Origin of the sequence: Solibacillus sp. CAU 1738 (assembly GCF_039888725.1) — a bacterium.
In the GTDB taxonomy this organism is placed as follows: Bacteria; Bacillota; Bacilli; order Bacillales_A; family Planococcaceae; genus Metasolibacillus.
Genome location: NZ_JBDQQN010000001.1, coordinates 318,130 through 343,375 on the forward strand (window position 1 = coordinate 318,130; position 25,246 = coordinate 343,375).

Annotated in this window: 29 protein-coding genes and 1 other annotated feature; of the genes, 26 read left to right on the forward strand and 3 right to left on the reverse strand. The window is 38.0% G+C overall.

What is annotated here, in order from left to right:
- The first annotated feature begins 34 nt into the window (after positions 1 to 34).
- The 20 genes from AAFN87_RS01555 (at position 35) to AAFN87_RS01650 (ending at position 16,767) form a co-directional block, all read left to right on the forward strand.
- Positions 35 to 1,717, forward strand: coding sequence for a sensor domain-containing diguanylate cyclase (locus tag AAFN87_RS01555; RefSeq protein WP_347789227.1), 1,683 nt, complete (start codon positions 35 to 37; stop codon positions 1,715 to 1,717).
- Positions 1,718 to 2,080: 363 nt separating this feature from the next.
- The gene (locus AAFN87_RS01560) at positions 2,081 to 2,704 is read left to right on the forward strand and encodes a hypothetical protein (RefSeq protein WP_347789228.1); all 624 of its coding nucleotides are present in this window, start codon (positions 2,081 to 2,083) and stop codon (positions 2,702 to 2,704) included.
- 96 nt (positions 2,705 to 2,800) lie between these two features.
- Positions 2,801 to 3,388 carry a Maf family protein gene (locus AAFN87_RS01565; RefSeq protein ID WP_347789229.1) on the forward strand — a complete coding sequence of 196 codons (588 nt, stop codon included), beginning with the start codon at positions 2,801 to 2,803 and terminating at the stop codon, positions 3,386 to 3,388.
- A gap of 21 nt (positions 3,389 to 3,409) precedes the next feature.
- Positions 3,410 to 4,102, forward strand: a complete 693-nt coding sequence (radC, locus tag AAFN87_RS01570) for a RadC family protein (protein ID WP_347789943.1) — start codon at positions 3,410 to 3,412, stop codon at positions 4,100 to 4,102.
- A gap of 302 nt (positions 4,103 to 4,404) precedes the next feature.
- Entirely contained in the window at positions 4,405 to 5,424 is a 1,020-nt protein-coding gene (locus AAFN87_RS01575; RefSeq protein ID WP_347789230.1) for a rod shape-determining protein, read from the forward strand.
- Positions 5,425 to 5,436: 12 nt separating this feature from the next.
- A complete protein-coding gene (gene mreC, locus AAFN87_RS01580) occupies positions 5,437 to 6,348 on the forward strand; it encodes a rod shape-determining protein MreC (RefSeq protein ID WP_347789231.1) in 912 nt (303 codons plus the stop codon).
- On the forward strand, positions 6,348 to 6,875 hold the full coding sequence (mreD, locus tag AAFN87_RS01585; protein ID WP_347789232.1) for a rod shape-determining protein MreD: 528 nt from the start codon (positions 6,348 to 6,350) through the stop codon (positions 6,873 to 6,875). Before mreC ends, mreD begins: the two co-directional genes overlap by 1 nt.
- 32 nt (positions 6,876 to 6,907) lie before the next feature.
- Complete coding sequence (gene minC, locus AAFN87_RS01590; protein ID WP_347789233.1) at positions 6,908 to 7,576, forward strand: septum site-determining protein MinC; 669 nt, start codon at positions 6,908 to 6,910, stop codon at positions 7,574 to 7,576.
- A gap of 1 nt (position 7,577) precedes the next feature.
- Positions 7,578 to 8,375, forward strand: a complete 798-nt coding sequence (minD, locus tag AAFN87_RS01595; RefSeq protein WP_347789234.1) for a septum site-determining protein MinD — start codon at positions 7,578 to 7,580, stop codon at positions 8,373 to 8,375.
- Between the two features lie 78 nt (positions 8,376 to 8,453).
- Positions 8,454 to 8,990 (forward strand): hypothetical protein, encoded by a 537-nt coding sequence (locus AAFN87_RS01600; RefSeq protein WP_347789235.1) that lies wholly within the window; start codon positions 8,454 to 8,456, stop codon positions 8,988 to 8,990.
- Positions 8,991 to 9,602 (forward strand): site-2 protease family protein, encoded by a 612-nt coding sequence (locus AAFN87_RS01605; RefSeq protein ID WP_347789236.1) that lies wholly within the window; start codon positions 8,991 to 8,993, stop codon positions 9,600 to 9,602.
- Between the two features lie 40 nt (positions 9,603 to 9,642).
- Positions 9,643 to 9,732, forward strand: a sequence feature (ribosomal protein L21 leader region).
- 14 nt (positions 9,733 to 9,746) lie between these two features.
- On the forward strand, positions 9,747 to 10,055 hold the full coding sequence (rplU, locus tag AAFN87_RS01610) for a 50S ribosomal protein L21 (protein WP_347789237.1): 309 nt from the start codon (positions 9,747 to 9,749) through the stop codon (positions 10,053 to 10,055).
- Between the two features lie 19 nt (positions 10,056 to 10,074).
- Positions 10,075 to 10,431: a ribosomal-processing cysteine protease Prp gene (locus AAFN87_RS01615; protein ID WP_347789238.1), complete on the forward strand. Its 357-nt coding sequence runs from the start codon at positions 10,075 to 10,077 to the stop codon at positions 10,429 to 10,431.
- Positions 10,428 to 10,727, forward strand: a complete 300-nt coding sequence (gene rpmA / locus AAFN87_RS01620) for a 50S ribosomal protein L27 (protein WP_347789239.1) — start codon at positions 10,428 to 10,430, stop codon at positions 10,725 to 10,727. The genes AAFN87_RS01615 and rpmA overlap by 4 nt, the downstream gene beginning before the upstream one ends.
- A gap of 166 nt (positions 10,728 to 10,893) precedes the next feature.
- Positions 10,894 to 11,418 (forward strand): Spo0B domain-containing protein, encoded by a 525-nt coding sequence (locus AAFN87_RS01625; RefSeq protein WP_347789240.1) that lies wholly within the window; start codon positions 10,894 to 10,896, stop codon positions 11,416 to 11,418.
- Between the two features lie 5 nt (positions 11,419 to 11,423).
- Entirely contained in the window at positions 11,424 to 12,713 is a 1,290-nt protein-coding gene (gene obgE / locus AAFN87_RS01630; protein WP_347789241.1) for a GTPase ObgE, read from the forward strand.
- 17 nt (positions 12,714 to 12,730) lie between these two features.
- Positions 12,731 to 13,186, forward strand: a complete 456-nt coding sequence (locus AAFN87_RS01635) for an ACT domain-containing protein (protein WP_347789242.1) — start codon at positions 12,731 to 12,733, stop codon at positions 13,184 to 13,186.
- 227 nt (positions 13,187 to 13,413) lie between these two features.
- Complete coding sequence (gene pheA / locus AAFN87_RS01640) at positions 13,414 to 14,283, forward strand: prephenate dehydratase (protein WP_347789243.1); 870 nt, start codon at positions 13,414 to 13,416, stop codon at positions 14,281 to 14,283.
- A gap of 1 nt (position 14,284) precedes the next feature.
- The gene (locus tag AAFN87_RS01645; protein ID WP_347789244.1) at positions 14,285 to 14,677 is read left to right on the forward strand and encodes a thiol-disulfide oxidoreductase DCC family protein; all 393 of its coding nucleotides are present in this window, start codon (positions 14,285 to 14,287) and stop codon (positions 14,675 to 14,677) included.
- A gap of 158 nt (positions 14,678 to 14,835) precedes the next feature.
- Positions 14,836 to 16,767: a GTP-binding protein gene (locus AAFN87_RS01650; protein ID WP_347789245.1), complete on the forward strand. Its 1,932-nt coding sequence runs from the start codon at positions 14,836 to 14,838 to the stop codon at positions 16,765 to 16,767.
- 122 nt (positions 16,768 to 16,889) lie between these two features.
- Here the strand turns inward: AAFN87_RS01650 and AAFN87_RS01655 are convergent, their stop codons facing one another.
- The 3 genes from AAFN87_RS01655 to AAFN87_RS01665 all read right to left on the reverse strand — a co-directional run bounded on the left by AAFN87_RS01655 (position 16,890) and on the right by AAFN87_RS01665 (position 18,935).
- Complete coding sequence (locus AAFN87_RS01655; RefSeq protein WP_347789246.1) at positions 16,890 to 17,768, reverse strand: hypothetical protein; 879 nt, start codon at positions 17,766 to 17,768, stop codon at positions 16,890 to 16,892.
- A complete protein-coding gene (locus AAFN87_RS01660; protein WP_347789247.1) occupies positions 17,768 to 18,307 on the reverse strand; it encodes a sigma-70 family RNA polymerase sigma factor in 540 nt (179 codons plus the stop codon). The genes AAFN87_RS01655 and AAFN87_RS01660 overlap by 1 nt, the downstream gene beginning before the upstream one ends.
- Positions 18,308 to 18,404: 97 nt before the next feature.
- Entirely contained in the window at positions 18,405 to 18,935 is a 531-nt protein-coding gene (locus AAFN87_RS01665) for a transcription repressor NadR (RefSeq protein ID WP_347789248.1), read from the reverse strand.
- A 138-nt stretch (positions 18,936 to 19,073) separates the two neighbouring features.
- Between AAFN87_RS01665 and AAFN87_RS01670 the strand changes: the two genes are divergently transcribed.
- The 6 genes from AAFN87_RS01670 to tgt all read left to right on the forward strand — a co-directional run bounded on the left by AAFN87_RS01670 (position 19,074) and on the right by tgt (position 25,209).
- Complete coding sequence (locus AAFN87_RS01670) at positions 19,074 to 20,279, forward strand: LysM peptidoglycan-binding domain-containing protein (protein WP_347789249.1); 1,206 nt, start codon at positions 19,074 to 19,076, stop codon at positions 20,277 to 20,279.
- A 1-nt stretch (position 20,280) separates the two neighbouring features.
- Positions 20,281 to 21,111 carry a phosphotransferase gene (locus tag AAFN87_RS01675; RefSeq protein ID WP_347789250.1) on the forward strand — a complete coding sequence of 277 codons (831 nt, stop codon included), beginning with the start codon at positions 20,281 to 20,283 and terminating at the stop codon, positions 21,109 to 21,111.
- A 229-nt stretch (positions 21,112 to 21,340) separates the two neighbouring features.
- Complete coding sequence (gene ruvA / locus AAFN87_RS01680; protein ID WP_347789251.1) at positions 21,341 to 21,961, forward strand: Holliday junction branch migration protein RuvA; 621 nt, start codon at positions 21,341 to 21,343, stop codon at positions 21,959 to 21,961.
- Between the two features lie 18 nt (positions 21,962 to 21,979).
- Positions 21,980 to 22,981 (forward strand): Holliday junction branch migration DNA helicase RuvB, encoded by a 1,002-nt coding sequence (gene ruvB / locus AAFN87_RS01685; RefSeq protein ID WP_347789252.1) that lies wholly within the window; start codon positions 21,980 to 21,982, stop codon positions 22,979 to 22,981.
- A gap of 17 nt (positions 22,982 to 22,998) precedes the next feature.
- A complete protein-coding gene (gene queA / locus AAFN87_RS01690; RefSeq protein WP_347789253.1) occupies positions 22,999 to 24,036 on the forward strand; it encodes a tRNA preQ1(34) S-adenosylmethionine ribosyltransferase-isomerase QueA in 1,038 nt (345 codons plus the stop codon).
- Positions 24,037 to 24,063: 27 nt separating this feature from the next.
- Entirely contained in the window at positions 24,064 to 25,209 is a 1,146-nt protein-coding gene (gene tgt / locus AAFN87_RS01695) for a tRNA guanosine(34) transglycosylase Tgt (protein ID WP_347789254.1), read from the forward strand.
- Positions 25,210 to 25,246: the final 37 nt, after the last annotated feature.

The following is a 25,246-nucleotide window of genomic DNA, read 5'->3' on the forward strand; positions in this document are numbered from 1 at the left end:
ATATAAGCAATTTGTATCACTTAGGGGGGATTAGATGCTTGAATTCGGGAAAACTAGATGGGTATTATTCAGTGTTTGGTTTAGTGTAGTTTTTCTTGCATTTATTGTAGTAGAAAAATATACAATACATGTACCTATTCCACCATTCGTTTTTTTAACATTTTGTACAATAGCTATAATTGCGGCATTTTGGCCAGTTTCGGTCGGTCATAGAAAATTTTTGATTATACAATGGCTCACTGTTCCGATTATGATGAATTATGGGGTTATCGTTGAACTATTTTTGTATCAAATAGCATTAATCCCTTATTTATGGCGTGTGAACACAAAAGTTGCAAATTTACGTACACTACCTATTTACTCGCTATACTTTTTCTTTTTACCACTCTTTACCTATATTATTTTGTATTTGGCTGGTTTGAAAGTAGGGTTATTATCCTTTAAAGAAGTAGTATTTTACGCGACTCTTAATCAAGTAATTTTCGTTTTATTAGGCTATGCCTTTGTCAATCTCTGTCTTTTCCGAGTGAAACATACTTTCCAAGTGAAAAAAGAATTATTAATCATGTTATTTGCCATTCCTTTTATGATCGCTTTATATTATTTAATTCATAATATTAGCCCGCTAGCTAGCCTCTTTGCTTTAATGTGTTATTTACCTTTATCAGCACTTATGCGTTCTCTTGATACATCATTAATGGTTAATGAAAACTTACATTTAGCAGTGAAATTAAGCCAGAAACTATCTGTTTCAAATTCAAGGGAACAAGCATTATCTTTATTTATGGATAAGCTATTTGACATCGTTTCAGTAGATGAGGCTTATTTAATTCATGATAGGGACGAGCTTTTTGAGCTAGTATATGCCAGAACCTCTGAACCGAATGTGCAATATTTACATGAAGAATCAAATTATATAGCAGATGTTTATAATACTGGTAAAGTAATTTACTTATCGAATCATCGTCAATGGATTTTAGAAAAATGTCCGTTTCCTTTTCGGTTTATGGAATCGCTTGCTATTATTCCTCTGAAACGTGATGAGCATGTTGTCGCAGCTTTAATTGTAGGGAGTAAAAAAAGCCAGGCATTCGAGCAGTTTCAAATTAATTTAATCGATTTACTAGCGACAAATTTAGTTCTATCTTTAGAACGAATTCGCTTTATTGAAAATACGATTTCAAAAAGTGAGCGCTGTGCTTTAACGAATATATATAATTATCGCTTTATTGATGAGAGAATTAGTGAAATGACGCGTTTATTCGATAACGGTTCGTTGAAGAGTGTATCGTTGATTATGTTAGATATTGATTATTTTAAAGTGATTAATGATACGTATGGTCATGAAAGTGGCAATATTATTATTAAAACATTTGCAAAGCAGCTTCAATCTCTAGTGGAAGATGATATGATACTTGCTAGATATGGTGGAGAAGAGTTTGTTATATTAATGCCTAATACAACAAAGGAAGAGGCACTAATATTTGCTGAGGAAATCCGTCAAAAAACTGCTTTGACAACATACAAAGTTGTTACTGAGTTAGATGATCAACCAGCTGAAGTTTCGATATATATTACGCTAAGTATCGGTGTTTCATCTGCCCCGGAAGATACGAATGATGTGCAACGTTTAATAGCAAATGCGGATCGAGCCCTTTATGTAGGAGCAAAACGGAATGGTCGAAATCGAGTGGCTTCCTATCGAGACAGTATTTAGGGGAAAATATAATAATAAGTTAGTTTTGTGTAATTGAATATTATGGAAAATAGCTGTCTCATGAGCAAAGTGAGACAGCTATTTTTGGGTTATAAGATAATTGCAGTAAGTTTTTGCTTTTGGAGAGGAGTTAATAAGTAACGGCGTCACGCTCTTATAAGAATATCATTTTGTATAATTAAATTAATTGTAAATAATGTGATTTTAATACAATGCTCTAGTTAATTTTCAAAAAAATAATTAATTTAAGTGACGTAAGTTAGCATGTTTGTATATTTTATAACATATAATATATTGGAAATAGTAGACGATAGAAGTTTCGTCTTTTTATGTGCAAATTGTCAGTACATAGAGGTGATATAAATGCCAGTAAAGCGTTATAGAAAAAATGAATGGATTAGTGCGGTACTATATGGGAGTTTAACAGGATTCGTTGGAGTAGCTCTTTTTATATTAGTGTTGCAGTTAGCTAATAAAGCGCCAGATGAAGAATCAATACCGGTACAACAACAGCAAAATCAAGAGCAAGATCAAGAACAAGATGAAGTAGGAGAACAAACAGAAGTAGAATTTTTTGCTAGTCAACATGGTTTATTTTCTAGTTTAGATGCAGCAACTCAGTTTATTAATACTGATCCAACGTTAAATAAGGCTGCTATTGTTGAGGTGGACGGGCAGTTTTATGTATGGTCTTCGCTAGCAGTAGAAAAACAATTGCCAGTATCTCAGTCTACATCCTTTTTTAAACCGTTAATTGTAGGCGCAGCATGCAGTAATAGTGCATTGCAAAATTTGCCACTCCGATTGCAAGATGAAAAATATTTAAAAAATTATTTTGAACTAGAGCATAAAGAAGGAGATGTACCAAGTGACTGGGCATCTTTACTTCAAGCAACGACAACGCTTTCAAAAGATGTTAATGTTATTCGCCTACATCTTTTAGCGCATTATTATAGCGAAAATGACTGTTTGAAAATTAAATTTTGATAGGTTAATTTGCATAGAAATATAATATTTCGACTTTACTGTAGATTGTTCAAATTTCTATTTCTCCGCTATGATATTTAGTAGGAGGAGATATTCATGAAATTTATTACTAAAGAAACGTTTGTATTAGCTTCTGCATCACCTCGACGAAAGGAATTGTTTTCGACACTTGGTGTACCGTTCGAAATCGTAACGAGCGATGTAGAAGAAACAAGCGTTCAGGCGGATTCAGTACAGAAATATGTACAAGAAGTAGCGCTTTTAAAAACACGAGATGTTGCGGGAAAGTGTGCAGGAAAGACCGTCATCGGTGCTGATACGATTGTTGCATTTAACGGTCGTTTATTACATAAACCGATAGATCGTGAACAAGCAATTGCTCATTTACAATCATTATCAAATAACAAGCATAGTGTTTTAACAGCAGTTGCAATTATTCAACCTGACGGAACAGAAACTGTTTTCGTAGAAGAAACAACAGTCATATTTAAACGATTATCCCGCCAGTTAATCGAAGCGTATGTTGATTCAGGAGATCCGTTTGATAAAGCAGGTGGCTATGGAATTCAAACGAGCGGTGCATTATTTATTGAACGAATTGAAGGTGACTATAATAATGTTGTCGGTTTACCGCTTGCCTCGCTTTTTGAGCAACTCGTAACAATGAATTTACTGAAAATATAATTAGGATGTGAAAAATTGACAATGACCTTATTTCCAGAGTTGAAAATTCGAGACGTTCATGAAGCAGATCGACCACGGGAAAGGCTAATACGCCAAGGTTCACAAAGTTTGTCAAATCAAGAATTACTCGCTATTTTACTTCGTACAGGAACAAAAGAAGAATCAGTACTCGCTTTATCAAACCGAGTACTGATTAATTTTGAAAAACTCCATGCACTGAAGCATGCCACGTTAGAAGAAATTACATCTATTAAAGGAATAGGTGATGCGAAAGCGGCGCAGCTACTTGCTGCCATTGAGCTAGGTAGACGCCTTGCGCAAAAAGAAATTGACTCCCGTTACACAATTCGTTCCCCAGAAGATGCTGCCACATTCCTTATGCCCGAAATGTCCGCTTTGAATCAAGAGCATTTCGTCGTTCTCTTCCTAAATGTAAAAAATCAAGTTCTCCATAAGCAAACGATTTTTATAGGCAGCTTGAATGCCTCAATCGTACATCCCCGTGAAATTTATCGTGAAGCTGTGAAGCGATCAGCTGCCTCGATTATTTGCGCTCATAATCACCCAAGTGGAAATGCTACCCCTAGCCCGGAAGATATAGAAGTGACAGAACGCCTACATGAAGCGGGCTTAATAATAGGTATCGAGCTACTAGATCATGTAATTATTGGCGATCACCAATATATTAGTATGAAGGAAAAAGGGTATATGTAATATTTGAACCTTAAACTGCTAATAATGCTGTTTAAGGTTTTTTTGTATATAGTGAACCTTTGTAAAGTTATTTCGTCATAATTTTGCAATGTAATTGTAATAATGAAAAGTAATTTTTCATTTGTTTATAGAGATAATAACCAATAAAATAAGTAAGTGGGTAGAAAAGTGCGTAATAAATCGATTTTTGTCGCGTAACAGGTCATGTGACACTATAATTTTACGAATCAATCCGCTATAATAAAGCGTATCGTTTTAGATAACTTACTCAGAACGGCTTATATAGAAAGGGAGTACACAAATTGTTTGGACTAGGAAATAAGGATGTCGGGATAGATCTTGGCACAGCGAATACACTTGTATTTATTAAAGGAAAAGGTATCGTTTTACGAGAACCTTCAGTTGTAGCAAAAAACACAAAAACGGGAGATATCGTTGCAGTAGGTAATGACGCAAAAAATATGATTGGCCGTACACCAGGTTCAATTGTTGCTATTCGTCCGATGAAAGACGGAGTTATTGCTGATTTCGACATTACAACAGCGATGATTCAATATTATTTAAAAGAGGCGTTGAAAAATTCTGGGTCAAACTGGAAAAAACCGAACGTAATGATTTGTGTTCCATATGGTATTACATCTGTGGAACAACGTGCAGTTATAGACGCTTCTCGCCAAGCGGGTGCAAAAGAAGCATTTACAATTGAAGAACCTTTTGCGGCTGCAATTGGTGCAAATTTACCTGTTTGGGATCCAACAGGGTCAATGGTAGTTGATATCGGTGGTGGTACGACTGAAGTTGCAGTTATTTCACTTGGTGGTATTGTTACTAGTGAATCTGTACGTGTTGGTGGAGATGCAATGGATCACGCAATTATAGCGTACATTCGTAAAACATATAATTTAACAATTGGTGAGCGTACAGCTGAAGCAATTAAAGTTGAAATTGGTACAGCGCGTGCAGAAGGAAATACAGCTACGATGGATATTCGTGGACGTGACCTTGTAACTGGCTTACCAAAAACAATTGAAGTTACAGCAAAAGAAATTTCAGAGTCATTACGTGAATCAGTTTCGGCAATTATTGATGGTGTTAAGAAAACATTAGAACAAACACCACCAGAATTATCAGCTGACGTAATGGAGCGCGGTATCGTATTGACAGGCGGTGGAGCACTATTACAAAACTTAGATAAAGTAATAAGTGATGAAACAAATATGCCAGTATTTATCGCAGAAGATCCGCTTGACTGTGTAGCAATCGGAACAGGTAAAGCATTAGATCATATTGATTTAATTCGCTCACAACAAATTAAAGGGTAAGGAGACGACACAATGCCACATTTTACAAATAAAAAATTAATAGTGCTGTTAGTAGGCATAATTTTCCTTGTGGCATTGATTAGTTTCTCGTTACGTGATCGTCATAATGCAACGCTACCCGAACAAATTATTAAAGATACAGTTGGCTTTGCGCAATCGATTGTTGCTAAGCCAACCAACTACATAACAGGTATTTTTAGCAATATCGAAGCCCTGCTAAATACGTATGAAGAGAATAAGCGTTTAAAAATGCGCCTGGAAGATTTTGCGGCTCTACAAGCTGAAGTGAATGGTTTGAAATCAGAAAACAAATCGCTTCGTGAGCTTGTTGATAAAGAAGAGAGTTTGCGGGATTACAATCCAATTCATGCAACGGTCATTGCGAGAAACCCTGATCAATGGGAAGAGAAAATTATTTTAAACAAAGGCTCAGTTCACGGTGTTGAAAAAAATATGGCCGTGATGACAGCGCGAGGCTTAATTGGTAAAATTATTCTAGTTACACCTTTTACTTCTGAAGTGGAGCTTCTTTACACTCATAATGCAAATTATCGTGTATCGGCTATTATACAAAGTGAAAAAGAAGATATTTACGGACTGATTGAAGGGTATGACGAGGAACGTAACGAATTAATATTAAAGCGCATTGATTCGAGTTTAGAAATTAAAAAAGGCGAACAAGTTGTTTCTTCTGGGAAAGGTGGTATTTTCCCGAAAGGCATTTTAATTGGGGAAGTAACGGAAGTAACTACAGAAGATTACGGTTTGACAAAAGTGGCATATATTAAGCCTTCAGCAGATTTTTCAATGCTTGAGGATGTAATTATTGCTAAACGAAGCATTACATCAATCGACGGTTTAGATGGTGACGGTACAAATCAAGATTTATCGAACGAAACAATAAAAAGTGAGGAGGAAGAGTAATGTTTATTCGCCTCCTCATTCCAGCAGTAGCGATAGTATTGTTTTTACTTGAGCCTGAATTTGCGATGTTTTCTCCTATCATTTGGGCTGGGAAAACAGTTTTTTTAGTACCGCGATTTTTAATTTTATATTTAATTTTCATTTCTATTTACTATAATCGCAACAGAGCGGTATTGTATGGATTACTTTTTGGGCTCTTGTATGATGTGTTTTACATTGATATTATTGGATTATATTCAGTTTTGTACCCATTGCTATGCTTTATTGCTGGTTGGAGTGTGAAATATATTCATCAACATTTGGTTATTACAACGATACTAGCTGTGGTGCTTGTAGCATTTATGGAAGTCGTATTGTACCAATTCTTCTTTTTAATTGATTTCACCTCAATGCCATTTGATACATTTTTATACAGTCGCTTAGTGCCGACAATTATTGCGAACTTATTATTTTTATTAATGCTTGGCTGGGCATTTAAATACTTAATCAATGCACGGGTACTACAGCGTGCACGCAATATGTCTTAAATTAGTGGAGCGTGTGAGGTGTCACTTTATTTATGAAAAAACAACTTGTCCATATTAAAGGGACAAAGGATGGTTTAGTACTTAGGCTAGATGATCAGTGCGCGTATGTTGATTTATTAGAAGAGCTACAAAGAAAAGTTTCTGAAGGCGGAATTGATGGGAAAGTAGATGTACAAGTGCATCTAGGCAATCGTTACTGCACGAATGAGCAAAAGAAGGAGCTTATTCAAATTGTGCAAGGACTAGGCAAAATGCTCGTATCTAAAGTACAAAGTGATGTTTTAACAGTAGAAGAATGCAACCAAAAAATGCTACAAAAAAACTGTGATACGTATGTTGGTATAGTTCGTTCTGGGCAGATTTTGCGCGCTACTGGTGATATAATTGTCATAGGCGATGTGAATCCTAATGGTCGTATTGAGGCTGGCGGCAATATATATGTCCTCGGTAAGCTAAAAGGAATTGTCCATGCGGGTGTTTCAGGCAATGCAGAAGCTGTCATAGCAGCCTCTCATTTCGAACCGACGCATGTACTTATCGCAGACCGTGTCGAGACAATGTCAAATGAACAACAGTTTGTTCAAACACATACAGAACAATTATGTGCTTATATTGATGAACACGGTATAATTTCTTATGATCATATACAAGAAGTAAGAAATCTTCGTCCATCTTTTACAACGTTTAAAGGAGGAAGCTAATGTGGGTGAAGCAATCGTAATAACTTCAGGTAAAGGCGGGGTAGGAAAGACAACGACAACTGCCAATCTTGGAACTGCATTGGCTCTTCAAGGGAAAAAAGTATGTTTAGTAGATACAGATATTGGCCTTCGTAATTTAGATGTAGTTTTAGGTTTAGAAAATCGCATCATTTACGATTTAGTCGATGTAGTAGAAGGTCGCTGTAAAGTGCACCAAGCGCTTGTGAAAGATAAGCGTGTCGACGAAAAACTATTTTTATTGCCAGCTGCTCAAACTACAGATAAAAATGCTGTAAATCCAGAGCAAATGAAGAGTTTAATTGATGAGTTAAAGCGTGATTTTGATTATGTATTGATCGATTGTCCAGCAGGTATTGAGCAAGGCTATCGCAATGCAGTTGCCGGTGCAGATCGCGCAATTGTTGTAGCAACGCCAGAAATTTCGGCTGTTCGTGATGCAGATCGTATTATCGGGCTTTTAGAGCAGGAAGAAATTGAACCACCGAAGTTAATAATTAACCGCATTCGTAAACATTTAATGACAAGTGGTGACACGATGGATATTACAGAAGTAACTGCGCATCTTTCAATCGATTTACTAGGTATAATCGTTGATAGTGAGGACGTAATCAGTTCTTCAAACAAAGGGGAACCAATTGTTATGGATCCAAGTAATAAAGCATCGCTCGGTTATCGTAATATTGCCCGTCGTATTTTAGGTGAATCTGTACCGTTAGTCGCATTAGAGGACGAGCGTAAAGGGATGTTCGCAAAAATAAAATCGATTTTTGCTAAATAAATTTTAACCGCATTTGCCTAGGCAGTGCGGTTTTTTTTATTTTCGAACATATACTACTAAAAAAGATTGGATGGTGACTTGAGAAAGTGGCAATGGGCTATAGCCTTTGTAATTTGTGTTATCGTTTGGGGAACGACACTTGTACCAGATAATAAAGCAACGAAAGTTATTGAAAGAGTCGTTTATAGCCAAGATGATTTAACATTTATGCGCAATGCAATTAGAACCGTATTCGTATCTAAAGATAGACAAATAGAAGTGGCTGCTTATCCAGGTGCGAAGGAGTTACTTAGTTTTGTATCGGTACAACCAAATGGGAAAGGCTATTTATTAACTTTTGAACAAGCTATCCGTATTTTTGCCTTGCAAAATGGCATAGTAGTCTTTACGGGTCATACGAAGCAAACAGGCAAAACGATATCTATCTATTATGATGATGATACGACCGTTACATACGGTTATGTCGATCATTTCTCACTTTTACCATATACAGCAGTGGGCATAGGTGAGGTGCTCGCAACAAAGCAATCAGGAGAGCTTTATATTGAAATCGAACAGCGCGGTGTTATCCTCAACTTAGAACAAACCCTTAAATGGTTAAAAGAGCACGTCTAAATGATACGCATTACGATTCATCCTCTGCTATTAGTCGTGTTACTTAGTATGGTTTTTACAGGGAATATCGCCCTTTATAGCATCATCCTATTTTCACTATTACTACATGAATTAGGGCATTTACTGGCGGCACGTATTGTTCGTGTGAAAGTGAAAAGTTGTGTCATTATGCCGTATGGTGGAGAAATAGAGTTAGGGAAACAAGAAGTAACTCACCTGCAACTACTCATTATTGCATTAGGTGGACCGCTTGCGACAATGATTGGAATGGCAAGTTGTATGTTACTGCCCCCACTTATTGCTACGCTGTTTTTCCAAGTGCAAATTTATTTATTATGTGTAAATTTATTGCCTCTATTACCACTAGATGGAGGGAAAATTATTTGTTATGCATTGTTAGCAATTTATCCGAAAACAAAAATTTACGAACGCTTTTTATCGTTTTCTCTCCTCCTTCTAACTATACTAGTTATAGTAACATTACTAATGCTACCACAATCTATCGTCGTAGTTTTGTATAGTCTCTTTTTGTGGAGTAAAGTAATAGGAGAATGGAAATACCGAAAATACCATTCAGCATATGAAAAAATTGTGTTGAACAGGTTGACGTAATATTATCCATGTGGTAGTATTTTAATGTTATTGTTTGTAGCACCCGCTACAACCGCACTGGTAAGGTTCACAAGTACTTGCGTTTACTCGCGAGTCACCTTAATAGTAACAGGCGAGTCTTAGTCTAAGAGGAGGTGCATTTTAATGTACGCAATTATCGAAACTGGTGGTAAACAAATCAAAGTTGAAGCAGGTCAAGAAATCTATGTTGAAAAACTAGGTGTAGCTGCTGACGAAGTAGTAACTTTTGACAAAGTTTTATTCGTAGGTGGAGAAACAGTTAAAGTTGGTGCTCCAACTGTTGCTGGTGCAACTGTTACAGCTAAAGTTGTAAAAGAAGGTCGCGCTAAAAAAATTACTGTTTTCAAACTGAAAGCGAAGAAAAACTACCGTCGTAAACAAGGTCACCGTCAACCGTACACTAAACTAGTTGTTGAATCAATCAACGCTTAATTAAGTGGAGGTGGATCAGTTGATTACTGTTACGATTCATCATGATGAAAATAGACATGTATCTGCTTTCGAATTTTCAGGACATGCTGAGTACGATGAATCAGGTAAAGATTTAGTTTGTGCAGGTGCGTCTACAATTGCCATTGGCACTGTAAATGCTATTTATGCATTATTAAATCTTGAGCCTAAAATCGAACAAGCCGCTGAAGGTGGAGGCTACTTAAGAGTAGATTTACCGACTGATTTAGACGAAGCAGTAGATTCTAAATTACAATTTGCTGTCCAAGTAATGACTGCCCAAGTGTATTCTATGGTGCAAAATTACGGACAGTATATCCAAATCAACTACAACCAAGTAGGAGGTGCAACGGAATGAACTTATTATTAGCATTAGACTTACAACTTTTCGCATCTAAAAAAGGAGTAGGTTCTACAAAGAACGGTCGTGACTCTGAGTCTAAACGCCTTGGAGCTAAACGTGCTGATGGTCAATTCGTAACTGGTGGTTCTATTCTTTACCGTCAACGCGGTACAAAAATTTACCCAGGTACAAACGTAGGCCGCGGTGGTGACGATACTCTATTCGCTAAAGTTGACGGCGTAGTTAAATTCGAACGTATGGGCCGCGACAAGAAAAAAGTATCAGTATACCCAGTAGCTCAAGAAGCATAATTCTTGCAATTAAGGACTGCATTTATTGCAGTCCTTTTTCTGTTTAATGCATGGATGATTGAAATTTTCTTAAAGTATTTATGCACAACATTTGTATGAGGTTTTAGGGGAAAAATGTTGAAAAACTTGCTATACTAGTAACGATAACTTTATTGGAGTGAACGACATGACTGTTAAGCCGTTAACAATAAATGAGGTATTACGTTTTGCCAATCATGATTTTTTAAATCATTTGCATTTAATTCAAATGAATTTAGATTTAGATCAAGTTGAGGAAGCAAAGGAAATTATTCAAAATATTTCAGACCATTGTAAAATACTTTCGAATTTAAACAAAACACAATTAACAAGTACTTTAGAATGGTTGCAAACATTTGCATGGCGTTATCCGGCAATTGAACTAACATTGACAAGCAATGTATTGCAAGCAGTTAACACCAAGTTTGACGAGGACATTGTGCAATACTTGGAAAATACAATTATTCATGTATATGATGAGTTAGATCCATTTACGGAGCAACAGTTACAAATAGCAATCGAATCAAATGCGGATCAATTTCAGCTAACTTTTGATTTAAAGGGAAATTGGCATGCAACGCAATTCAATAAAGAAATTAAACAAATGCATATTAATATGATAGAGGCAACAAATAAGTCGTTGCACTATATATTAAGTGCAAAACAGGAGTGAAAGTAATGTTTGTCGATCACGTTAAGATTTATGTAAAAGGTGGAGACGGTGGGGACGGTATGGTCGCGTTCCGTCGTGAAAAATATGTACCAAATGGTGGACCAGCTGGTGGAGATGGCGGTCATGGTGGTAACGTAGTATTCCAAGTAGAAGAAGGCTTACGTACATTAATGGATTTCCGTTATAAACGTCACTTCAAAGCTGAACGCGGTGAGCACGGAATGAGTAAAGGGATGCACGGACGTAAAGCAGAAGATTTAATCGTTAAAGTGCCACCAGGAACAGTTGTAATAAATGCAGAAACAAAAGCAGTAATTGCTGACTTAGTTGAACACGGTCAAACGGCTATTATTGCTAAAGCAGGTCGTGGCGGACGCGGTAATTCACGCTTTGCAACTCCAGCAAATCCAGCACCCGAACTTGCTGAAAAAGGTGAGCCAGGACAGGAATTAGATGTTATATTAGAATTAAAAGTATTAGCAGATGTTGGTTTAGTTGGATTCCCTTCAGTAGGAAAATCAACATTATTATCTGTTGTTTCAGCAGCAAAACCAAAAATCGGTGCTTATCACTTTACAACAATCGTGCCGAACTTAGGAATGGTTGAAACGGAAGATGGTCGTTCATTCGCAATGGCGGATTTACCAGGATTAATCGAAGGTGCACACCAAGGCATTGGACTTGGAATGCAATTTTTACGTCATATCGAGCGTACACGAGTTATTGTACACGTAATTGATATGAGTGGTATAGAAGGCCGCGATCCATACGACGATTACGTAACAATCAATGAAGAGCTAAAACAATATAACTTACGTTTAACAGAACGTCCTCAAATTGTTGTAGCGAATAAAATGGATATGCCAGATGCAGAAGAAAATTTACAAGCATTCCTAGAAAAAGTAGGAGATAGTGTAAAGGTATTCCCTATCTCAGCAGTTTCACGTCAAGGGTTAAAGCCAGTGTTATTTGAAATTGCTGACCTACTTGAAGTAACACCTGAATTCCAGCTTCATGAGATCGAAGAAGAGGAATCAGATGCAACAGTTCTTTATAAATATGAGAAAAAAGGCGAGAATTTCGAAATTACACGTGATGACGACGGTGCTTTCGTTTTATCTGGCTATTCAATCGAACGTTTATTCAAGATGACAGACTTCAGTCGCGAAGATGGTATTCGTCGCTTTGCACGTCAATTACGTGCAATGGGCGTAGACGAAGAATTGCGTAAGCGCGGAGCTGAAAATGGCGATACAGTTCGTTTAATGGAATTTGAATTTGACTTTGTAGATTAACGCTCGGGGGGAAAATTATGAAAAACGTTGCCAATCAACGATATTATTTAGTACGTGAAGACGTCTTAACAGATGCGATGCAAAAAACTTTAGAAGCAAAGCAGTTATTGCAAAAGGGTGCGGTCGCCTCTATTTGGGATGCTGTTAAGGAAGTCGATTTATCACGGAGTGCCTTTTATAAATATCGCGATGCCGTTTTTCCTTTCCACTCGATTGTGCAAGAACGTATTCTCACAGTGTTTTTACAATTACAAGATCGTAAAGGTACACTCGCGAAACTACTAGAGACGATTACAGATGCACATTGTAACGTCTTGACGATTCACCAAACGATTCCAATTCAAGGTCGTGCAAATGTAACATTATCACTTGATGTAACAAGTATGACAGTTGACCTAGATGACCTTATTCAAGTATTAAACCGTCTCGATTTTGTAGAATCAGCAGAAGTGATTAGCTCAGGGGCATTATAAATAGAAAAAAATTCATGCCCGTTTACATTCGACAAGCGCTGGAGCCTCCACAAAAATGTGTTTGCACATATAGGATGGAGGCGAAGCGATCTCGAGAGTGTGTCATGAATGTATAGACAATTTTTATATGAGGATATATAGCTTTTACGGAAGCGCAAGTTGTTGCGCTTTCTTTTTTTACATAATATTAACTGAAAATTTAGAATGGTATTAAGGGGGCAAAACAAATGACAGTACAAACTTTGGAAAAACGAATCGCTTTTTTAGGACCGGAAGCTTCGTTTACATATTTAGCAACGAAAGGTTTATTCCCAAATGACTGGCTAATGCCGCAAGCATCAATCCCGGAGTGTATTGAAGCAGTTGCTGAAGGGAAAACCGATTTAGCCGTTGTACCATTGGAAAATGCTTTAGAAGGTTCAGTGCCACTGACAATCGACTATTTATTCCATGAGGCAGACCTGTATGTCGTTGGAGAAGTAACATCTAAAATTCAGCAGCATTTAATGGTCAATAAAACACAAGTAGAAAACTGGCAAAACATAACGGCGATTTATTCGCATCCACATGCATTAGCGCAATGTCATAAATATTTATTTTATCGTTTTAGCGGTGTGCCACTTAACCAGTATTCATCAACTGCTGCTGCGGCAAAGCTAGTATCGGAATCACCTAATGAATGTATTGCGGCGATAGCGAATAGCTCAGCAGCAGAAAAATACGGCTTAGAAATTGTTGAGAAAAATATTCATGACTTCCAATTTAATCATACACGTTTCTTTGTCCTATCGAAGGAAAATATTCGTTTACCGCAAGGAAATAATGATACGAAGAAGACAACTTTTATGATTACACTACCTTCTGATGTTTCGGGGGCGTTACATCAAGTATTGTCGGTGTTTGCGTGGCGTAAATTGAACTTAAGTAAAATTGAGTCCCGTCCATTGAAAACAGGACTGGGAGATTATTTCTTTATCGTGGACATTTTAGCTGATGAAGAAGAGCCAATGATGAGAGGTGCTGTAGAGGAATTAACTGCGCTCGGTTGCACAGTTAAATCACTTGGTACGTATTATTCATTTACTACACCAGAATGAGGTGAGCGCTTTGCGAATCGTGCTATTTGACGGAGAATGCCATTTTTGTGATGCGAGCGTGCAGTTTATTATTAAACGAAATCCAACTGCACAATTTGTTTTTGCATCTTTACAAAGTGATAAGGGAAAGGAATTGCTTTCACGCTATAATATTCCAGACATCGATAGTTTTGTATTAATTGAAGAAGGACATTGTTTTGTGAAATCAACAGCAGCTTTGCGAATAGCAAAACGGTTAAAAGGTTTATGGCCATTAACTTATTGTTTTATTATTGTACCACCTGCAATTCGGAATATTTTTTATGGATTTGTGGCTAAAAATCGTTATAAATGGTTTGGTAAAAAGGAAGTGTGTGAGCTACCTTCACCTGAAGTTCGGAAACGGTTTTTGTAAGTAATTTTTTGTGAGTAATTTGATAAAAAATGAGATAAGGTCAATAGAATTCGAAATGCAAAAATAGCAAAATATAGATGAAAAAGATGTCTATTTAGTTCTGATGTGAACTGGTAGGGCATCTTTTTGTTATACTAGGAGAAAAAGACGGTGGCACAATGTTTAAAACTATTGGTGTTTTAGCACATGTAGATGCAGGGAAAACGACTTTTTCAGAGCAGCTATTATTTCATACAGAAAGCATAAAAATGCGTGGGCGTGTCGATCATAAAGACGCTTTTTTAGATAATCATGAACTGGAGCGTGCGCGTGGCATTACAATATTTGCTGAGCAGGGTCGCATTCATTATCAAGGAGATACATATACGCTAATTGATACGCCGGGGCATGTCGATTTCTCACCTGAAATGGAACGTGCTATTCGTGTGATGGATTATGCCATACTAATTGTCAGCGCGGTTGACGGGATTGAAGGGCATACGGAAACAGTTTGGCAGTTACTTCGAAAAAATAATGTTCCCACTTTTATTTTCTTAAACAAAATGGACCGGGACGGCGCAAATATCGAGGCCGTATTGACAGCCATGCGGAAGGATTTCAGTGAAAATATCGTCTTTCTTGAAAAAGGCTACGCCGATACATCTGTTAAAGAATGGTTAGCAGAGCGTGATGAGGAGCTTCTTGAGCTATTTTTAGACGAAAAGCTAACAAATGAACTTGTACTCATGACATTGCAAAAGAAAATAGCAAATGAACAAACATTTATTTGTATGGCAGGCTCAGCCTTAAAAGATATTGGTGTACTTACATTTTTCGAGCAACTAGCAGCGCTGACAGTAACTAAATTTGATATAGCTGCTCCGTTCCAAGCAGAAGTATTTAAAATTCGTCATGATGAAGGGCAGCAGCGCATCACGTTCATGAAAGCTTTACAAGGGAATCTCAATGTTCGGGATACTTTTACTTTTGGAGAAAGCACAGAAAAGGTAACAGAAATTCACTATTATAACGGAGCCAAATTTGAAATAACACAGCAAGTAGTAGCGGGAGAAATTTTTGCAGTAAAAGGTCTCACACAAGCAGAAATAGGGGATATTGTAGGCGCTTTAAGAAAATCAGAACCATTCGAACTTATCCCTACATTACAGGCGAAAGTTGTTTACAACGGCAATTTGCATATGAAAGATGTGAGGCAGAAATTCCGTTTATTAAATGCAGAGGAGCCGTCACTGCGCGCGATATGGCATGAAAAATTTCAAGAAATCCATGTGCATGTTATGGGTGTGATTCAATTAGAAGTACTAGTTAATATCGCTAAAGAACGATTTGACTTAACGATTTCTTTTGAAGACCCTAAAATTCTATATATGGAAACGATTGCGACTACCGTAACAGGCTATGGTCACTTTGAGCCGCTAAAGCATTACGCTGAAGTGCATTTATTAATGGAGCCTGCTCAGCGCGGAAATGGTATTCGATTTGTGAATGCCTGTCATGCAGACGATTTATCGGTAGGGCATATGCGGTTAATTGAACAGCATTTATTTGAGCGCGAGCACCATGGTCTTTTAACAGGTTCAGCGCTAACGGATGTTAAATTTACTTTACTTACAGGACGAGCACATAATATGCATACAGAAGGTGGAGATTTTAGAGAGGCGACATTCCGTGCGTTGCGCCAAGGGTTAGAGCAAGCGGAAAATGTCCTGTTAGAACCTTATTATAATTTTAAGATGAAAGCATCTATTGATTTTATAGGGCGTATGATGAACGATGTACAGCAGGCAAATGGTATATTTGAAGCACCTGAAATGATAGAGGATACGGTTGTTTTAGTTGGTAAAGTACCCGTCGCAACTTTTATGAATTATAGTACGACGTTTGCTGCGTATACGAATGGCAAAGGATTGTTAACATTAAAATTTGCAGGCTATGATGTTTGCCATAATAGGGATGCAGTTATAGAGCAAATAGCTTATAACAAAAATGCAGACCCAGAATACACATCATCCAGCATTTTTTGTGCAAAAGGGAAAGGCTATTCAGTTCCATGGGATGAAGCCGAGGCAGCGATGCACTGCTTGAAATAGGATTGGATTTGGTTAAAGATAAATAACTTTGCAAATTTGATAAATAGCCAGTGACATTAGATAAATAACTCACGGAATTAGAAAAATAAAGCACGACATCAGATAAATAAAAAAGGAAGCGGCTATTCGGCTGCTTCCTCTTTTAATGATAAAACAAGTGTGTCATAGGAATCTCCCGTTATTACTATTTCATAAAAATCACTGTATGAATTATCTAAAATAAACGGCTCATTTAATTGAATGCGCTGTTGTACATTTTGAGAATCCATAAAAGTAATTGCGACATCAAATTTTGCTGTTCGATGAACTGTATTGCGATCTCGGGAAATTTCCAAAGGCAATGATTGGCCGTTTGCTAATGACTTACCTGAACCATCAGCACTCACGTAACTTTCATCCTCTGTTACAAGTTCGATAGCAAAAATGTTAATATTGGACTCATTAATGAATTTGATTTCATAAGACTTACTTAAATAACTTGATGAGGAATATTTCTTGCCATCACCGTCTTGTACAATTCTGGGAGCTATTTTTTCAAGTGTCATAAGAAACTCATTATTAGTATATATGGTATACATATTGCCAGATGTTTGCACTTTGATGTTGTCAAAATAAGGTGTTGGATAAGATGGGGCATATGGGTTTTCCTGTATTTTTGGAACAATATTAGAGTTGAATTCCTCTAAGTGAGTATTATAAAGGAAAAGTTGTGATTCAGAAAATAATATATCTGGTCCGTTGCGTAAATTTTGGAAAAACACATCCTCTAAATCATGGTCCATAGCTCGATAATTCGCAGAACGCTCCTGCTCCATATAAATTAAACTAACGGCTACAATAGTCATTACAAATAACGTAAATACAACAGTGGGCGCAAAATGGAAACTTTTTTTCTTTTTAATTTTTCCCCGAATAATTTCTTTTTGCTTGTTATTAAAATGAGCTTCCTTAAAAACAGTATGATCCATAGAGTCGCGTAAATTTTTCAACTGATTATTCATTAAATACCACTTCCTTCTAGCTTATTTTTTAATTGCTCGCGCCCACGCTTAAGTCTTGTTTTCACCGTATTTTCACTGCAATTCAAAATGTGAGCGATATCCTTCACAGCAAGTTCCTCGTAATAATAAAGTAAAATGACTTCACGGTATTTTGCATCAAGGTCAAGGACGGCGTGGGAAAGGGTTGTGTCTGCTTCTTGCTGAATCATTTGATTTTCGATAGTAAGTCCAGGCGCTACTTTATGGTGAAACCAATTATTCATCACAACAACACGCTTAAACCATGCTGTTCGATAGTGATCCTTTGCACGGTTAATCGTAATACGGTAAATCCATGCTTTATAGGATTTGATTGTATGACGTTTATGATATTGCGTGTAGCAAGTGATAAATACATCTTGGACGATTTCCTGCGCTTTCCCCCAGTCGCGCACATATGTAAAAGCAAGTTTTGTTAATGGCTCACCGTAAGTATTCATTAGTAAATCGAGCCATTGTTCTTGAGTAGTTGCTATTATCATTTCATCCAAATATTCCATATTTTCACTTCCTTTCATTTCCCCTAAGACGACTATAAAGGTAGATGCGTTTCAAAATAAGAAAAAAAGATTGCGACAGATGCCACAATCTTTTACATTAATTTTCAACTAAATAGCCTTTAGCTCGTAATTTCTCTTCAACTAAATCAAGATTTTTTTCTGATGAAGCGCTAATGACGTGTAAATGTGTACCGTCTGTTAAAGCAGATAAATAGTTAGCCTTTGTTTCCTCTACTTTTTTTATAAACTGTTCTACTTCGAGGCGATTTGAAATCATAACCGATGCAGTAATTTCGCCATAAACAGGATGTTCTACAATCACGTTCTTAACCTTCACACCGCAGTCTACAATCGTAAGAAGCTCATCTTTTGCCTGCTCGGCAGTATGGCTGCAAACAATTTTCCGCTCAAAGGTTTTATTACTTTCTTCTAATTGCATATATAAATAGCCTTGACTCGTCGCCACAATTGGTTCATTCCGTGCCTTTAGTAAATTCATATCATTCACAATAACTTGACGTGATACATTAGCATATTTTGCTAAATCTGTTCCTGTAATCGGTCCGTTATTATTTCTTAATAAGGATAGCAGCTCATAACGGCGCTCTTCACCTAACATTTTTTTCATTTCATCACCTCAAGCATTTTATGAATATAGACAATCATTCATTACATAGTGTAACACGAGTCTTTCATTGTGCGCCTAAAAGTTTTGTGTCCATTTTTACTTTTCGACATATGATAAAACGAGAAAAGGAGGATGCCCATGCGTGTTCACATCGTCCAAAAAGGCGATACTTTATGGAAAATCGCGAAACAGTATGGTATTGGCTTTGAAGAGTTGAAACGATTAAATGCCCATTTGGCCAATCCAGATTATGTAGTGCCAGGAATGGAAATTTATTTACCCGAAGAAAAAAAAGTAAAGGAGAGGGTAAAAGAGAAGATGGAAAGTCCAATTATGCCAAAGCCAGTTCCGTTACCGACACCAACTCCAACTCCTTCAATACCACCAGTAAAAGAAGCACCATCTATACAATGGCAGCCTCAAATGCCGGTTTGGCCAGAAATGAATATCTATATGCCGTGGCAAATTGAATTGCAGCAAATGCAGCAAATGCAGCAACCGATGCCACAACCGATGCCAATGCCAATGCCAATGCCACAACCAATGCCACAACCAATGCCACAACCAATGCCGCAACCGATGCCACAACAACAGCAGCAACAGCAGCAACAACAGCAACAACAGCAACAACAGCAACAACAACAGCAACAGCAGCAACAACAGCAACAACCAATGCCGCAACCAATGCCGATGCCGATGCCAATGCCAATGCCACAACCGATGCCAATGCCAATGCCAATGCCAATGCCGCATATGCATCATCCGATGATGTGTTGTTGTATGATGCCACAACACCATTGCGGGCACGCGCACATGATGCCACAACACCATTGCGGGCACGAGCACATGATGCCATATCATCATTGTGGATCCGAGCAAATGATGCCGCAGCAATGGGGATCCGAGCAAATGATGCCGCAGCAATGGGGACCCGAGCAAATGATGCCGCAGCAATGGGGACCCGAGCAAATGATGCCGCAGCAATGGGGACCCGAGCAAATGATGCCACAGCAATGGGGACCCGAGCAAATGATGCCACAGCAATGGGGACCCGAGCAAATGATGCCACAGCAATGGGGACCTGAGCACATGATGCCACAGCAATGGGCGCCTGAGCAAGAAATGCCACAACAGTGGATGCCACAGCAAGAAATGTCGGAATCGGTAAATCAACCTTCATCAGGTTTTCAAAAAGAAGAGTTAATGCAAAATTATTATGAAGAAATGAAGCACATGGAGCATTCGCCTTGCCCATGCCCAACACCTTGCCCATCATGTTCACCAATGCACCCAATGCACCCAATGCCTATGCATATGATGCCATACCCACCATGGCGATGGTAATATGCACATCAAGCACAACTGCTGGAAATGTGAAACGGCATCAGGAGCGTATTTCGTAAAAAAGTATGAGGATATTTTAACTGAACAAAAAGTAAAACGTATCCATCAGAAACTTAGTGAAATTCAGTTTCCTTATCATATTCCAATTGCAAAACAAAGGTCGGGCTTATTAGTTCAACATTGGTTGGAAGGGCGCAGTGTCAGTTTTGAAAATCAGCAGGAAAGAATAGAAGCAGTAAATTGTTTGCAAGCGCTTCACAAGACGAATGCGAAAATAGATTGGCAGCAGGAACATTTACCAAGACAAAAATTAATACAAAAATGGATTGTACGTTATGAACGATTTTTGAGTAATGAAGATGAACTGCTGCCATATTTAAATTATGATTTTTATACAATTGCTAATACTGCACATAAAGCAATCAATCAATTAGCTATGATAGCTCAGCCGACAGAGGAGCAAACATTGTTACATGGCGATGTTGTCCATCATAATTTTTTTTTCACTGATGGTAAGGTGACGTTAATTGATTTTGATTTAGCGACATTTGGATCACCTGTAGATGAAATGTTATTATGGTTGCATAGAGCTTTGCCAAATGCGAATTATGAATTAGGAACTTTACTTAAAGAGCATCCTTACACAAAAATTTGTTTACCTCGACTCGCATACGTTCAATATCCGAACGAATTGCTTAGAGAATGGCTGTATATTTTACAGCTTGATGAAAGTGAAAGACAGCCTTTTTTAGATTATTTAATGCCCTTTACAAAACAAGCTCTAAAAGCATGGCCAAAATTAATCAATCAAATTGAAAAATATGCGGTGTAATAGGATTCTGTTATTGATTATGTTAAAATAGGTTGAATGAATAGGGATGTTCCCAAAGTCTCTTACTGGCGACTTTCGGGGCATTCTTTTGTTTTTACGTTCTGAAGTATATGGATGGAGGTAGCTTTCATAAATACAGCTACATTAAGCGTTTTGTTATTGAGTATGCAACACATAAAAATACGAACATCTATGCTATAATCTAAAGCAGTGAATGTGAGGGATAAATATGTACGATTATTTAAAAGGACAAGTAACGCGAATTACACCGGAATATATTGTATTAGAGCAGCAAGGGATTGGCTGGCAATTGTTTACGCCAAATCCATTTGCGTTTCGTATGAATGCTACCGAACAACAAATATTTGTACATATGTATGTGCGTGAAGATGCGCAAATATTATACGGTTTTACGAACTTAGATCAACGCGAATTATTTCGTAAATTGATTCAAGTATCAGGCATTGGGCCAAAAGGGGCACTTGCAATTTTAGCAATGGGTAATCCAGCACAAGTAATTCAAGCAATTGAAATGGAGGATGAGCCGTTTCTAGTGAAGTTCCCAGGTGTTGGTAAAAAAACGGCGCGTCAAATGATTCTCGATTTAAAAGGTAAACTCGGTTCGTTATTAGATACAGTCGTGCTACCGAGTACCGAGGAAGAGCTACCGCTATTTGGTGTCAATCCACATAAGCATGAGCTTGAAGAGGCGATGCTTGCATTAACTGCGCTAGGCTATTCAGAAAAAGAGTTAGACAAAGTGAAGCCGCAATTAGAAAATGACGAGTCATTATCAACGACAGATGCTTATATGAAACATGCGCTGAAACTATTGTTAAAACTAAAGTAATGAAAGGAGGAGATGGCAATGACAGACCGAGTAATGTCTAGTGACGCGAATGAGGCAGAAGAACAGTTGGAATATTCACTGCGCCCACAGCAATTATCGCAATATATCGGGCAGCATCAGGTGAAAGATAACTTGAAAATTTTCATTGAAGCCGCGAAACTACGTCAGGAAAGTCTAGACCATGTGCTCCTGTACGGTCCTCCTGGTTTAGGGAAAACGACGCTAGCTGTAGTTATTGCTAATGAGATGGGTGTACAAGTTCGCATGACGAGTGGACCAGCTATTGAAAGACCTGGTGACTTAGCAGCAATTGTAAGCAGCTTGGAGCCAGGGGATGTATTATTTATTGATGAAATTCATCGCCTGCCACGAGCTATTGAGGAAGTGTTATATCCTGCGATGGAAGACTTTTGCTTGGATATCGTTGTCGGTAAAGGACCGGAAGCTCGTTCCATCCGCCTTGATTTACCACCCTTTACTTTAGTTGGTGCGACTACACGTGCAGGAGCTTTATCTGCACCGTTACGTGACCGATTTGGTGTTTTACTGCGCTTGGAATATTATGATGAGGAATCACTCGCTGAAATTGTTGCACGAAGTGGTCAGTTATTCCAAGTAAATATTGATCAGATGGCGGCTTATGAAATTGCAAGACGCTCCCGAGGGACACCGCGTATTGCCAATCGCTTATTAAAACGAGTGCGAGATTATGCTCAAGTGATTGGAGATGGTGATATTACACTTGATTTAGCACAGCAGGCTATGGAGTTACTACAAGTCGATCCACGAGGTTTAGATCACATCGACCATAAATTAATGGTGGCAATGATTGAACGCTTCCAGGGTGGTCCAGTTGGGCTTGATACACTTGCAGCATCTATCGGTGAGGAGCGTGTAACGATTGAAGATGTGTACGAGCCATATTTAATGCAAATAGGCTTTATTCAACGTACACCTAGAGGTCGCATCGCAACAAATTTAGCATACGACCATTTTGGATATGAGCCACAACAATCTTAATAGAAGGAAGTTTTTTCATGAAAGTAGAAGATTTTGATTTTCATTTACCTGAGCAATTAATTGCACAAACACCATTACTAGATCGTACAGCAAGTCGTTTATTAGTTGTCAACCCGTTTTCAACAGAGCTTGAGCACCATCAGTTTGGTCATATTATAAATGAATTACATGCTGGGGATTGCCTAGTGCTAAACGATACACGTGTATTGCCAGCTCGATTAATGGGAATAAAGGAAGATACAGGCGCAAATATTGAAATTTTATTATTAAAGCAAACTAATGATGATGAATGGGAAACGTTAGTAAAGCCAGCTAAACGGGTGAAAATCGGCACAATTGTAACATTCGGTGAAGGCTTACTAACAGCGGAATGTATCGGTGAATTAGATCATGGTGGGCGTATTTTTAAGTTTAGCTACGAAGGAATCTTTTATGAAATTTTAGACCAGCTAGGTGAAATGCCATTACCACCGTATATCCGTGAAAAATTAGATGACCAAGATCGCTACCAAACAGTATTTGCAAAAGAGCGTGGATCAGCCGCAGCACCGACTGCTGGCTTACATTTTACGAATGACTTACTTGATGCTATTCGTGCAAAAGGTGTAGAGGTCGTTTTTGTGACGTTACATGTAGGTCTTGGAACATTCCGTCCTGTCAGTGTAGATTCAATCGAGGAACACGATATGCATTCAGAGTTTTACAGTGTAACTGAAGAAACAGCAGAAGTGATTAATCGTACGAAAGCAAATGGTGGTAAAGTGATAGCGGTTGGGACGACTTCTACACGAACACTGGAAACTGTTGCATCAAAGCATGACGGAAAAATTGTTGCAGAGCATGGCTGGACAAATATTTTTATTTACCCTGGCTATGAATATAAAGCAATCGATGGGCTTATTACCAATTTCCATTTACCAAAGTCAACGCTTGTTATGCTAGTTAGTGCACTTGCAAGTAAGGAAACAATATTACATGCCTACGAGGAAGCTGTAAACGAGAAGTACCGCTTCTTTAGCTTTGGTGATGCGATGTTTATTCGCCCGAAAAAATAAAGTTTATTTGAGAGGAATTTATTATTTATGACACAACCAGCAATTCGCTATGAATTAATTAAAACATGTAAGCAGACGGGTGCTCGTCTTGGTATAGTTCATACACCACATGGTTCGTTTGAAACACCAACATTTATGCCTGTTGGAACGCAAGCAACAGTAAAGGCAATGTCTCCAGAAGAATTAAAAGAAATGAATGCGGGGATAATTTTATCAAACACATATCATCTATGGTTACGTCCTGGTAATGATATAGTAAAAGAGGCTGGTGGTCTGCATAAATTTATGAACTGGGACCGCCCAATCTTAACGGACTCAGGTGGCTTCCAAGTATTTTCACTTAGCCAATTCCGTAAAATTGAAGAAGAAGGTGTCTATTTCCGTAACCATTTAAATGGGGACAAGCTATTTTTAAGCCCTGAAAAAGCGATGGAAATTCAAAATGACTTAGGCTCTGATATAATGATGGCATTTGACGAATGTCCACCGTACCCTGCGACTCATGAGTATATGCTAAAATCAGTTGATCGTACGACACGCTGGGCGAAGCGTTGTAAAGAAGCGCATCAGCGTCCAGAAGATCAAGGATTATTTGGTATTATTCAAGGTGGGGAATACGAAGATTTACGCCGCCGTTCTGCAGAAGCGTTAGTAGAACTAGACTTCCCAGGCTATGCAATTGGTGGACTATCAGTAGGGGAACCGAAAGACGTAATGAACCGTGTACTAGAGTTCACAGCACCTTTAATGCCGGCAGATAAGCCACGCTATTTAATGGGCGTTGGATCACCTGACTCTCTTATCGATGGTGCGATTCGTGGGATTGATATGTTTGATTGTGTATTACCGACACGTATCGCGCGTAACGGTACATTAATGACTTCTGAAGGGCGCATGGTTATTAAAAATGCAAAATTTGCACGTGATTTCCGCCCGATTGATGAAAACTGTGATTGCTACACATGTAAAAACTATACACGTGCATATGTGCGCCACCTATTACGTACTGAGGAAACTTTTGGTCTTCGTTTAACGTCATATCATAACTTGCGCTTTTTAATTAATTTAATGGAAAATGTCCGTCAAGCGATTCGTGAAGACAGATTAGGTGATTTTAAAGAAGCGTTTTTCGAAAAATATGGCTATAATTTACCTAACGCAAAGAATTTCTAGTTACTAGAGCAGGAAAATTATTCGTAGTATAGGAAAA